This window comes from Halopseudomonas pelagia CL-AP6, from assembly GCF_000410875.1.
Taxonomy (GTDB): Bacteria; Pseudomonadota; Gammaproteobacteria; order Pseudomonadales; family Pseudomonadaceae; genus Halopseudomonas; species Halopseudomonas pelagia.
In genome coordinates, this window is sequence record NZ_AROI01000027.1 from 59,746 (window position 1) to 71,442 (window position 11,697).

Genomic DNA, 11,697 nt, shown 5'->3' on the forward strand with positions numbered 1-11,697 from the left:
TTCATTGGCTTCTTATTTTTATTGACCGAGCGCACGCATATTCTTCAAACGCGCACCTAATACTTCAGCTGCATTGCGGGTGGCTTTGTCCGGTGCTTTCTTTTCGACAAAGGTCAGCATATCAATCAATACTGGCCGTACTTCCATGAAATCAGGCAAGTCCGCCTGCAACTGACTAATCACCGTCTGTGGCTCTTTTTCATTGAGTATTTGCTGCAAACCAATGATTAAATGACCAAGCCAGGCGGAGCCGATTTCGGTGCTATCTGTCAGGTCGCGTGACGCAAACTCGGGGATCCGCTTCAGCTGTGCCTTATTGGCGGTCATATTGCCCATCACCCGGTTGTAGTCTTCAACCCGGAAGGCTTTGGCAAAGTTCTGGTAGTTGTCGAGCTTAGAGGCGCCAGTGGTTTCAATGTCCATCATGCGCAAATAGAAACGCTGAATGCCGTTGATTTTTTGCCAGGTATCGGCAGACAAACCTTCTGGAACCAGCAAGCTGTTTGCCGCTTCGGCGGCTTGTTGCACGATCTCATCCACAACCGTGACTTCACCCTTGGTGCGTGGCCGCAGGGCAAAGCTGGTGACATCCTCACCGCCAATATGGGTATAGGATGTCAGCACCTTGAGGGCAGCAGCATAACCCGCCATTTGCAGGTCGGAATCGTTAAAGACGGGTTCACCCAGCTTGTCTTTAACCTCGTCGTTCAGGTGCATCATGGTTTCGATCTGGTGCTTAACCTCCGCGCGCACAGCTGGGAGCAGTCGCTGCTTAAAGCCCGCGTTTTCACCGGCAGACCGCTTACGCAGCATTAGTATCACCGTACCCTGCACGTAACCGCCTTTCTTCAATTCAGACGTTGTTTCTGTGGCGATATACCATGCACCAACCACTTGCAAACCGGATGCCCAGAAAATGCCGATCATGTCAGACCAAACGCCGGTATCCTGGTGGGTGAACATCACGCATTGCATGCCGTTGTCGGGCATATGGTCAGCCATAGCTTTATAGGCGCTGACCATGCCTTTACGGAAGTCATCGCCAGAGCCCTTGATGGCTAGCGCGCGGCGAGAATCCCAAGTCCAACTATCAAACTCTTTAGGTAAGTTTTTTCTGAACCACGCGATAAAAAGTTCTGTAATCTCGTGGTAATGAACAGCATCGGCATATGGGGGATCAGTTATAAAAAAATCAGCGGTCTCTGATATCTCTGAAGCGCTTTTACAGATTATTTTTGAGGTGCCTGTGTTCCTAGAGATCCTAGCTGGTTTTATCCTCCAAGGGGCAACATTGAAAGATCTGTTTGCCCAATTAAAAAATGTATTAAGTGCTTGATCGTCATATGTAGAAAGCGCTCCTCCATCTCCACCGGACTGTGAAACTTTCCATCTGCATGACTTGGTATTGTTATCGACAAATCTGAATAGCCAAAAAGGCAGCCACTTGCTATTCTCTGCAATTTCTTTCAACCAAACAGCTTCTATGATCGCTCTAGGCATCATTAAATGATGCCAATAACACCAACCATTGGTCCTTATTGGGCCCTCAGTCTCTATGCCAGTTTCTATTTCCATGTCAGGCATTAACCCTGTGCTCTGCCAGTTCTCAATGTTTTCTCGAACATAGTCCAACGCCAGCTTTTCTCTCTCCAGATCTTCCTTGGTCACACTCGCAAAAAAACTAGCTGGTCTGCTATCGCTAAGAGTGGTTTTATCAAACCATTGCACCGCATATAGTCGTTCTTGAAAGACATCATCTTTTTCTGGGGTCACATCCGTTCTGTTCCAGTGTCGAAGTTTGTTTCTGGTATTTGCTTCAGCATCTTTGTATTCTCCACGGATGGTTTTGATTGGGGTCCGATAGAGCTGGCCGTCTAATTCGTAAACCATGCAGCCATCTTGTACAGTGCCGTTTTTGGCTTGCTCAATTTCTCGATTCGTTAGACCAGCTTGTACTTCTATGTCAAACCTCTTTTCTTTATGATTTGGTTTAAGCACCGCAGCAACGTTACGTTTGGTGGAGAGCACCCAAGAAGGTGATAGAGGAATCATCCAGCCTGTTTCAGGGCATTTCGTTTCAAGACAATACAAATATGCCTTGGCACGATTACCGTGAGAGTCACTTTCCAATCCCAGTTTGGAAATTCGTTCCTCCATAAGTGAGCTGATATTATTCTGCTCTTCCGCTAGCGCTTTGAATGCATCTGTCCCAGCGCCAACTATATTGAATGCGCCCCAAGTTAAAGTGCAGGCAACTGGGTTAAGATCAGAGGCTATCGAATCACACCCCATTCTCGATGCCTCAAATGGAATTGAGCCTCCACCACTAAATGTATCTCCGATTTTTGGGCGACGCCCAAATCGAAGTATACCCAACTGCTCAACAAGCTCTTGAGTTGAAGTGGCTTCAACACCATGCAGTTCAAAATGGCTATTAACTACTGGCCATATATGCTTGTAGAGCCAATCTTGATCAACTTCTTCTGGTCTTTTGCACGAGGCAGCTTTTGCTTCATAACCGTCAATTGTTTCCAAATATCGCCGATAAATATCGAGCTTTTCGTTCTCGTCTATGTCGCGACGCCAACGCAGCTTTAAACCTAGAACATCGCTATTGATGGGGAATTGCAGCGTATCGATTTCATTGAAATTATTATCGGTAACTTTAATGTTATGGCTAAAATAATCCCAGGGATTGTGGAGTTGAACGCGTGCTGCGATTTCTGCGGGTTTAACGTCATTTTGAATGAGTGCACGCTTGGCGAGACTTTCGATATCAAAGCCCATCAGCATTTCGAATACTTCGAGATCTTTTTCGGTATTTTCTGTTTGGGGTAAAAGGCAACCAAGAATCACTGAGCGAACCAAAATGAGTGGCTTTCTACCTTTCCAGTAGGAGCCCAAACCAGTCAGTGTCTGAGCAGCAACTGCTTTACGTTCAGCTTGAGCTTCGTATGAAATCTTTTGAGCAGGATACGCAGCTTCAATTAGCGCAGGCGCATCTTTGAGTGCGAATGGTGTTAGTTCTGTCATTTAATATTCGTCTCCAAACAGGTCCAGATAGCGAACATCCGGCTCCTGTATTTGATTGCGTACAATTTTGCGCTCGCGAGGTTTAAGTTGCTCGCTTTGAGCAATGTCACCCAGCGCATGTCGCAAGGCGAGGCGCCAGCCTTTTTCACCATCGTTAATGCCTCCTGTGCTCATGGCAGTCATACCAAACAGCCACCAGCGCTCCTCCGGCCGAAGGGCCAGCCAGTTGCGCACAGCTACCGGTACTTTTTCCATATCCATGCCTTCCACAGCCCAAGCCACTACGCACAACTCTTTACCCAGCAACCGGTCCACCACGTTTTCGCCGACTTTCCAAGAGGCGGTTTTGACATCGTGGTTTTTAAGTCGGGCATTAAAGGTGCGTTGTACCTCTGCGCGGATGGCTGTCCAGCGTGGGCGGTCTAGCAGCACGCGATCAATCACCGCGAATTCGTCGCTTTGCGCTTGTAAGCCTAGGTACTCGCTGATTTGTACTTTGCCGGTGTTGGCCTTCGGAATAATCACTTTGAAGTGATGGGGGTCGCTGGTGGCAGGCACACCAAAGCCCAGCGTTGCATGCTTCACCGCTGTTTTGGTTGTCTTTGATGGTGCCTTTGCCATGATTGTTGCCTCTCTTTTTCTTTAAAGCGTGCTGCTTAAAAGCGCTTACTCGTCTTAAGCGCTATTCTTCTTGTGAAACGTCGCCCGGTTTCAACTCAATGCCAACTAATTTGGCGAACTCTTTGGCTTCAAAGCCATTTTCAAAGTCGATGCCGTCTCTGACTGCAATCGAGACATTGGCATCCGCTTCGTTTAATACATCCCGCAGGCTATTCACCGTGGTTTCAATCATCGCGGCGGTGATTTCGCGCTCGCCGAAGCGAATACCCACAGTGTTTTCACCTTCGCCAATCTCAATGCGCACACCTTTAAAGCGGGTGTTGGCCTGATCTTTGAAACGGTTTATCACCGTGAAGACTTTTTCCGTGGTATCCAACGGAACACGCTTGCCGCTGTTCAGGCGAGCGGGCTTGGTGTCATCAATCTGCACAGTCTTGTCGCCGCTATGCGGAATCTGGAAGTCAGCCGTTTTAGTTGCTTCACCCGCTTTGGCATAAACCAGCAAGCGGGCCGCTGCCGAACCCACTTCGAACGGTGCCGTATAAGGCTGGCCATCTTTTGGATTCGAGCCGTCCAGCGTGTAGAACATGTCGGCTTTCGGTGTGCACTGCAGGGTGACCTTGCGCTTATCGGCGGAAGGTTCAATCTGGTGTCGCACTTTTAGGTCTGCCACCCAGCGGGTTGCTGGCCCGGTCTCGTATTTACCTGTCGGATCGGCGACCTTGAAATACAGAGTGCCTTCCGCAGTGCTGAAGTTTTCCAGATCATCAATTTTCGGATCTGTCTCTAGCACTTCAGGTTTGGTCGAGTAATAGATAACCGGACTCTCACCAGCATTACGCGGTGTTAGGCTTATTAGAGATTCTCCAGTATCTGGGCTGGTACCCAACAGTGAGACATTGACGCTGGTTTTATCTTTCGGGAAAGGACCTTTTTCAATATATCCGTCTTCGCCCAAACGCCAGCGGCCTTGTTTTAGCGCTTCAGTTCTTAGTGTTTCCATACCGCTACTGCCGGGCATCCAAGGCCAGCCTGGGTTACATTTGGCGCGGTTGACGACATCTTTCCATGGGGTGCGACGATTAGCTGCACCGGAAGGCCACAGTTCAGATTCAGCCATAGCGAAGTACTGGCCGAAGTCATCTTTCAGATCGGCTGCCAGTTTGTAGTTGGCTCGTGGGTCGGCCATCAAACTTTCGATCTGTACTTCGGCAGATTGATCGCCTTCGCCCACTTTCAAACCGTTGTCGATGGTAACCTTGAGTAGCCGCTCAGAGCCGTCAAGTTCATCAATGCCTGGAAAGAGTATTGTGTTGTAGGCGGCTGACAGCGCTTTGGTAAAGCGGCCTTCCGCTTCTTCGAGCCGGTCGCGGGCCTCTTCAAATAAGGTGTCGCCAGCCTTGAGACGTTTTTCAATTTGCTCGATGGCATAGAGTTCGCGTAGGCGGTCTTCCACGGCATCGGCCATGATGCTGTCTTGCCCGGTGAGCACCAGCAGGTTGTTCTTTTCTTGCTGAAATTCGAAGAAGTTAGTGAGTTCGCTGGGTGGTACTTTGCCGTCGGGCTTAATCACGATTAACACGCGAGGACCACTCAATTTGAGTTCGTCCATGCGAGGAAGAATCTGTGCTTCCTGGTAAGCATTGCGGCGGTTAGGCTGAAGGATTCCCTTGAGTCTGTTGATCAGGGCTTGATCAATTTTTGGCTGGGGAATTTCCTTGGCGTTTCGCTCAATCTGACGCGAAAGGTTTTCGGTTTCTTTGATAAAGAAACGCTGGTCTTCGCGATGGAGGTACCAGGCTTGTTCACGTAGCTTTTGAATAGCATCCAAGAACTCATCGGCTTTTCTGTTTGGTGCCGCGAGAAATTCAATTACTTCACTTTCTGATAGACCAATGCGCCCACCCACGGCACGCGACAGTGACGAAGCCAGTAACAGGGTCATTAATTGGCTGGCGGCATCATTGCTTTGTTGAGCATCGATGCTTTCCGCTATGGAGTCACCTTTGTCGGCAATATCTCGAGTGACGGCTGGAATCAGTTTTGGCGAAATTCGTTCAATCTCGTCTTTTACCTGTTCGTCATTGAGATCCAGGTGCTGGGTGCCTACCAGGAACACATCGTCAGTTTTGCGTTGCTCGACGCTTTTCAACAGGCGAGCGGTAAACTGCATTAGGCCGCGTGTTTGGCGGAAGCCTTCATTTTCTTTAAACAGCGCAACCAAGTGCTTGAACGATGGGTGGAAGGGGTAGGTCTCTCTGACCTGTTCGGCGATTTGCTCAATACTGGATGCAATGATGTATCCGCCGTCTTCTGCCTTTTTAATTTGCTGAGCGTATTCCTCAGCGACATCGCTGATGGTTTGCTCATCCGGCAGCTCATCAATCAGACGTTTCTTGAGGATTTCATAGATTTCATTACCCGACAGCTGGACTGGGGTAATAGTCATCGACTGCCTGCGGGTTTCTTGCTGCAGGTTCGAAATGGCTTCTTTCAGTGCTTTGGTTTGGGCGCCATAACTGCTGGTCAAGTTGGCAATAACGATACAGCAGTTAGGCAACTCGAGTGCGGCACTCATCAGGGTGCTCAGGCTGTACACCACCATGTTGGCGAGTGTGCCGGAACCATAGACCTGGGTGCTGGCGTTATCGAGATAAGGTGGGAGCTCGTCGATCATGATCAGCGTGGGGGTGTCGCCGATAATCTCTTTCCATTTTTGCTGATCAACGGACTTGGGGCCATTTACCCAGTGCTCTTTGATTTTCTCAGATTCGCCGAGCTGGGTAGCAATTTCACCCCAAATGTAATTATTTGGATTGTTGCGGCCGTTAAAGGCGGCAATTCGGGCATTGCCGAAGTCGAGGCGTTCATTTAACTCAGCGGGTAGTACATCTGGGCGTAAATGCGCGTGTCGAGCCAATAAGCCCAGTGCGATCATCATATGGGTTTTACCGCCGCCCATAGCCTGTGTGAGCTCAAATACAGCCTGATCGGACTTGCCGGAGAGGCGAAGCATGCCTTCGCGGAAGAGTTGCTCCATGCCGTGGGTGACATAGTTTCGCGTGAAGAACTCTTTCCCGTCACCTGCATCGTTAATGAGATCAGCGAGGTTTTCAATTCCCTGGCTCATCCGGTAATCCTGAATGACAGGATTAAATTGGCATGCCTGTTTAACCGTTTTGATCATGCTTAGCGCTCCCTACGTTGATCTAATTCTTTTTGATGATCGATGGCTAAGCCATTTTTCTCGCAATGCTCGCGGATTAACACTTCAATCATGTTTGCGATAGAGCGATGCTCTGAATGGGCTGCAGCTCGCAATGCCTCCTTTAGGGACGGATCTATACGAAATGTCAGCGTTGCGGTTTTGGTGGTGGCCATCGCACTCCCCCAGAATGACTGCAAATGTACTGCAATTTACTGGCTTGAGCCTTCTGGCACAATAGCTGCGGGCGAGTGTTTGCAGGTAACATTGCACCTAGACCTTCATCGGCGGGCTGATGAATTCTGAATCACCGCCGACTTCCTCGCCCTCTCTTCATTTGGAAAATCAAAACCTGTAGTTCAGAAAAAAGCTGTCAACGTCCTCTGGGTAGTGCTACTTCACGTTGTTTGCAAGCTCGACTCCCTGCACGATCCTTTCTGCCAATACCGAATTGGATTGACCCGCAAGCGCAATCAACTCACCCAGCTGCACCCAGAGCTCATGAGCTCCAGATTTCGCACCCTGATGTTGCGAAGTGACGGAGAAGAGCGTTACTGGCTCTGACTATCACTTCCAGGGTGCGCAGGTTGTTCTGCCAGTGCAGAAGGGTGCAGCTTCACAGATGCAGTATTGATTGGTTTATATGATGTCGTTCCTTCTGTGCGGGTGGGGTTAAAACAGGCCGCGCTCTGCAAAGCTCACTGAGTCCGTGCCGCCAATCACCAGGTGATCGAGCAGACGGACTTCAACTGTGTCCAGGGCTGCTTTCAATCGTTTGGTCAGGGCGACATCGGCCGTGCTGGGCTCAGGTCTGCCACTGGGGTGGTTGTGGGTGAGGATTACCGCAGCGGCATTGGCATTAAGCACGCATTTGATGATCTCCCGTGGGTAGACGCTGGCGCTGTCGATGGTGCCGTAGAACAGGGTTTCAAAGCCCAGCACACCGTGTTGGCTATCCAGCAGGATCAGACCAAAGACCTCACGCTCCTCATGGGCCAGTGTGGCCATCAGGTAATTCTTCACGTGTTCCGGACTGGTCAGGTAGTTGCTGCGTTTGAAGCGGGCTTCAAGAATGCTTTGCGCCCAGCTCAGGACATCTTTTTCCGACAAAGGGATGCCGGCAGGCGGCGTAATGGCCGCCTGTTTGGCTGATTTCTGCATGGTTAACTCCAGAGTGTTTAAGGTTGGTTGCTTGGTGCCGCTGGTTGATCCTGCAGGCTGTGGGTGCGCTGCATGATCAGGTCGTGCAAAGTGGGTTTGTCGCGTTTTGGTTTGCGGCTGCTGTAACTCGAAATAGCGGTTGTCTGTGGCGTAGAGGTGACTGTGGCTTCAGGGTAGAACTCCTCAAGGACCTGCTCGGCTTCCTCATCGCTGTCCTCAAAGGCGCCATTGAGCAAGCCATCTCGCGCTGCAACATCCAACGCAGCCTGGTCAAAGCCTGCATCACGTCGGGCACGCTCCAGGATGTTGGCTTGGGCAAGGGCTTCCTCCATGGACAGACCCGTTCGCACAATCAGATCCACGTAGTAGATCGGTGTGCCATGGCTCTGCCGTGTGGACTTACCGCGCAGTCGGATCTCCAATGGCAAACATGCCAGGCGATCACCCGAGAGTGCCTGCAGGTAACTAAGCCTGGCCGAGAGCGTTCGAATGCTGTTGAAGCCCGTAGTCCTGAATACAAAGCTCCCCAGCAGATCATCATCACCAATGGCCACGTTAAGCCGGCCATAGGGTTTGCAATTGCTTCCCTTGGCCAATGGGCAGCCGTCTGGACTAGGACAGGGCAGTGATTGCAGCCCTTCACTGGTTGAGCGTTTACAGGTCTCGCCATTGCCCACACACAGCGGCCGGCCACTAGTGCGGTCAAACAGGCAGTATTCGGCTCTAAAGTTCAGATCAGGGTCATTGAACAACAAGCGCACCGGAATACTACGGATCTTGCCGCCTTGATCCTTACGCAGCTGCTCATCCAGTGGGTGCAGAACCCAGCCGTCCCGGGTTTGTACCTGGGAGGTGATAGTGAATTGGTCGTCTTTTTCCGGCAGACGCATGCCGTTCTTCTCTACAACCTTACCGATGGAAATGCGCCCGAGCACGGGCGGCGTAATAGCCAGACCTTTGATCATGGGAATGCTCCTAGGGAATAACGAAAAAGGGCAGGCCACTAAATCAGCGGACTGCCCTGGGTGGGGTAGATCAATTGACCAGAAAGCGCCTGCTGCCAGGCTTGCTGATCTGGTATTGGGTTTTCAGATGAGGGTTCGCTTTGAAAAGAGCGGCCATATCGACGGCGGTGCCATCCTTGGCTTTCTTCCAGGTGATCGATCCATCGGCAAACACGGCTTTGCTTGCCGTGCCCATGGATTCCTGCAGACGCTGCTTCAGAACAGATTCTCGGGTGCTCAGATCAGTGAGTGACTGCCGAACCTGCTTGAGCTCGGTATAGGCCTCGTTTAGGGAATGATCCTGAGAGAGGTCGAGGACCACGCCGGTGTCTTCCGGATAGAGCAGACGCAGTGCCATGTCAGCGGAATCAGAGCCATCGGCTGGTGGCGGTGTGTCGGTTTCAACGTAATGCCAGAATTGCCGCTCCAGCTCGATCAGATTCTGGATCAAGACCTCGTCCCTTTCGATCCGGTAAACCTCAAGCTGTTGGCCGCCTAACAGGACAGCAACATCAGCCGCCTGCTTGCCGGTCACGGCTAATTGGTGCATCACCTGCACCTCGACATACTTGGGGACGCCGTCACGCCAGAGCCTCGCGCCATTGATGCCAGCGGTCTTACATTCGAGGATCTGCACTTCAGCACTGCCAATCACCTCACGGTCTAAATTGGCGAGCATCCAGGGGATCTCTGGGTGTTGCAGGACTGCATTCACCTTGCGAACCTTGTTCCCCGTGCGTCGCTGATACTGGGAAGCAACCACGGGTTCCAGCACCACACCCCAAAATACTGGAGTGCTGTCATCGTCCTGGTTGGGTTTGGCCAGGCCCTGGTCGCGGTTGGTTTTCTCCAGCCACAGCTCAAGTTGTGACTTGTAGGGGTTCAGGCCAATGGCTGCCGAGGAGTCAGAGCTGCCGATACCGCGTTTGCGTACATCGAGCCAATCTTCACGGTTCAGATCCTTGGTGCTGACCAGGCGCAGGACGCCACGCCCAGGCTTATTCGCCAGAGGGGAAGGGGTAGAGTGGGTTGTGTTCATGATGTCTCCAGACGCAAAAAAGCCCGGTCAGCGGTGGCTGCCGGGCTTATGTCGTTAAGGGTGATTTAGGTGGTGTTTGGTGAGATAGTCCAGAGCCGTGAATCAAGCGACCAGGGCCATGGCTTGATCCAGGGCTTTTTGCTTCAAGCTGGCGCCTTGGCCGAACCAGGCTGAGTCCAGACGGTGATCAACGCTGCGGGCACGTTTGTCGTGGTCTACGTATTCGGTTACGGCATTCAGCAAGCCCCAGGCGGTGTTATGCGCCGACTCCAGCTGAGAGCCACGCCCTTTGCCAGCAAACAGATCCTGTACCTTCTGCAGAGCTCTATGCTGGTTAAGTTCACGGCGATCATCGACATCCTGATCGGCATCGCAGATGACTTGCAGGAAATAGCCAAGCGCCTCACCTGAGTTGACCTTGCGTTGGCTGAGGGTTTTCATGCGATACATAAAGTCATCCCACTGCGCTACCGAAACACCCAGCTGCCGCTTGACGGCCTGAGCATCAAACTCAGTGCTATGGGGCACACGGATCGACTGCGCTGAACCATCCAGTGCGATGGCCAGGGTGTTGTTGCAAACCACCCGTACTGTTGTCGGCGTGGCCACGGTCGCCAGGCTTCCATCACAGGAGGTAGCCAGCAGCAGGTAGCCATTGACCAAGTCGTTGCCCTTTAGCACCGAGGCTTGCCCCGTCCGTGCCAAGGCCCAGAACTTGCGACCGCCTTTTAGCACGCCTGCAGTTTCCAGCTCGAAGCCTGCGTATTCGGTCAGATCGCGATAGAACTCAATCACATCGAACGGCTGGACTACTTTGTAGCGCTGCGAGACCACTGACAGAGGAGCCTTTGTGTCTGACCGGTAGAGCACCTTCTGATCTGGAAAGGTGTGAATGCTGCCAAGGTGCGCTGCTGAATCCGACAGAAAGCGCACCGGGGACTCCTCGATGTGCCAGTTCATCCCGGCCTCATGCTGCCATACCTCCAGCGGCTGATGACGGGAGAGCTTGTTACCCAGGCCATGCCAGGGTGTTGAACCAACGAAAGCCATATTTTCAATTTGATGTGCCATGGTGAAATCTCCATAACGGCATAAACCGCCTGTGCCAATTAGCCCAGGCGGCAAAATGAGATAAGAAAGGGAGGGGTGAGCGGACGCTCAGAAATGCGCGTGACAGTCTTGGCAGCGGTGTTGATACAGCAGCTGGTCATCTACCAGCTTGCCCAGGCGCAGGCCAGCAATGCAGCCAGCAAAGGCACCGGTAATGGCGCCAAGTACGGCACCAGCACCTACACCGCCAGGGCCAGCAATGACGCCAACCTGCATGCCGATACGGGTACCGGCCAAGGCACCAGTTGCCGTAGACGTTGCAGCACCGGTCATGCCACCAGCAACAGTGCCAACATAACCGCCAATGCGTTTACCGTAATTACAGAAAACCACCCGCTGCGAACCACAGCGTGGACAGGATCGAGACATAGTTACAACCTCATGAGACAGGCCAGTTGAGCGGACTGGCTGGGGTAGGCTCATGGGTGTTATGTAGGGTTGAAAAAAGTTTGGATGGGAAATGCTTAGGCAGTGTTTATGTTGTTTGCTTAGAGGGCTGCTTTCGGCCCAGAGTGTGTAAAAAC

Annotated in this window: 9 protein-coding genes; all 9 read right to left on the reverse strand. The window is 51.8% G+C overall.

All coding sequences use genetic code 11. The features are described 5' to 3' along the window. Positions 1–18: 18 nt before the first annotated feature. Positions 19–3,033: an anti-phage-associated DUF1156 domain-containing protein gene (locus tag K787_RS23700; RefSeq protein WP_040641125.1), complete on the reverse strand. Its 3,015-nt coding sequence runs from the start codon at positions 3,031–3,033 to the stop codon at positions 19–21. Then, on the reverse strand, positions 3,034–3,654 hold the full coding sequence (locus K787_RS0118495) for an anti-phage-associated DUF3780 domain-containing protein (protein WP_022964299.1): 621 nt from the start codon (positions 3,652–3,654) through the stop codon (positions 3,034–3,036). Between the two features lie 61 nt (positions 3,655–3,715). Continuing rightward, on the reverse strand, positions 3,716–6,841 hold the full coding sequence (locus K787_RS0118500; protein WP_028615088.1) for an anti-phage-associated DUF499 domain-containing protein: 3,126 nt from the start codon (positions 6,839–6,841) through the stop codon (positions 3,716–3,718). A gap of 2 nt (positions 6,842–6,843) precedes the next feature. Beyond that, positions 6,844–7,035, reverse strand: a complete 192-nt coding sequence (locus K787_RS23705) for a type II toxin-antitoxin system antitoxin (RefSeq protein ID WP_040641126.1) — start codon at positions 7,033–7,035, stop codon at positions 6,844–6,846. Between the two features lie 496 nt (positions 7,036–7,531). Continuing rightward, positions 7,532–8,020: a RadC family protein gene (gene radC / locus K787_RS23710; RefSeq protein ID WP_022964301.1), complete on the reverse strand. Its 489-nt coding sequence runs from the start codon at positions 8,018–8,020 to the stop codon at positions 7,532–7,534. Between the two features lie 17 nt (positions 8,021–8,037). Then, the gene (locus tag K787_RS0118510; protein ID WP_022964302.1) at positions 8,038–8,985 is read right to left on the reverse strand and encodes a recombination directionality factor; all 948 of its coding nucleotides are present in this window, start codon (positions 8,983–8,985) and stop codon (positions 8,038–8,040) included. A gap of 70 nt (positions 8,986–9,055) precedes the next feature. Beyond that, a complete protein-coding gene (locus K787_RS0118515) occupies positions 9,056–10,063 on the reverse strand; it encodes a YqaJ viral recombinase family nuclease (RefSeq protein ID WP_022964303.1) in 1,008 nt (335 codons plus the stop codon). A gap of 102 nt (positions 10,064–10,165) precedes the next feature. Continuing rightward, complete coding sequence (locus K787_RS0118520) at positions 10,166–11,134, reverse strand: DUF932 domain-containing protein (protein ID WP_022964304.1); 969 nt, start codon at positions 11,132–11,134, stop codon at positions 10,166–10,168. 87 nt (positions 11,135–11,221) lie between these two features. Continuing rightward, positions 11,222–11,542 (reverse strand): hypothetical protein, encoded by a 321-nt coding sequence (locus K787_RS25150; RefSeq protein ID WP_123891021.1) that lies wholly within the window; start codon positions 11,540–11,542, stop codon positions 11,222–11,224. Positions 11,543–11,697 lie beyond the last annotated feature (155 nt).

What these genes read in the sequence shown, in the direction of transcription:
- K787_RS23700 (WP_040641125.1), bottom strand. Translation starts at nt 3,033, where the DNA reads ATGACAGAACTAACACCATTCGCACTCAAAGATGCGCCTGCGCTAATT.
- K787_RS0118495 (WP_022964299.1), bottom strand. Translation starts at nt 3,654, where the DNA reads ATGGCAAAGGCACCATCAAAGACAACCAAAACAGCGGTGAAGCATGCA.
- K787_RS0118500 (WP_028615088.1), bottom strand. Translation starts at nt 6,841, where the DNA reads ATGATCAAAACGGTTAAACAGGCATGCCAATTTAATCCTGTCATTCAG.
- K787_RS23705 (WP_040641126.1), bottom strand. Translation starts at nt 7,035, where the DNA reads ATGGCCACCACCAAAACCGCAACGCTGACATTTCGTATAGATCCGTCC.
- radC (WP_022964301.1), bottom strand. Translation starts at nt 8,020, where the DNA reads ATGCAGAAATCAGCCAAACAGGCGGCCATTACGCCGCCTGCCGGCATC.
- K787_RS0118510 (WP_022964302.1), bottom strand. Translation starts at nt 8,985, where the DNA reads ATGATCAAAGGTCTGGCTATTACGCCGCCCGTGCTCGGGCGCATTTCC.
- K787_RS0118515 (WP_022964303.1), bottom strand. Translation starts at nt 10,063, where the DNA reads ATGAACACAACCCACTCTACCCCTTCCCCTCTGGCGAATAAGCCTGGG.
- K787_RS0118520 (WP_022964304.1), bottom strand. Translation starts at nt 11,134, where the DNA reads ATGGCACATCAAATTGAAAATATGGCTTTCGTTGGTTCAACACCCTGG.
- K787_RS25150 (WP_123891021.1), bottom strand. Translation starts at nt 11,542, where the DNA reads ATGTCTCGATCCTGTCCACGCTGTGGTTCGCAGCGGGTGGTTTTCTGT.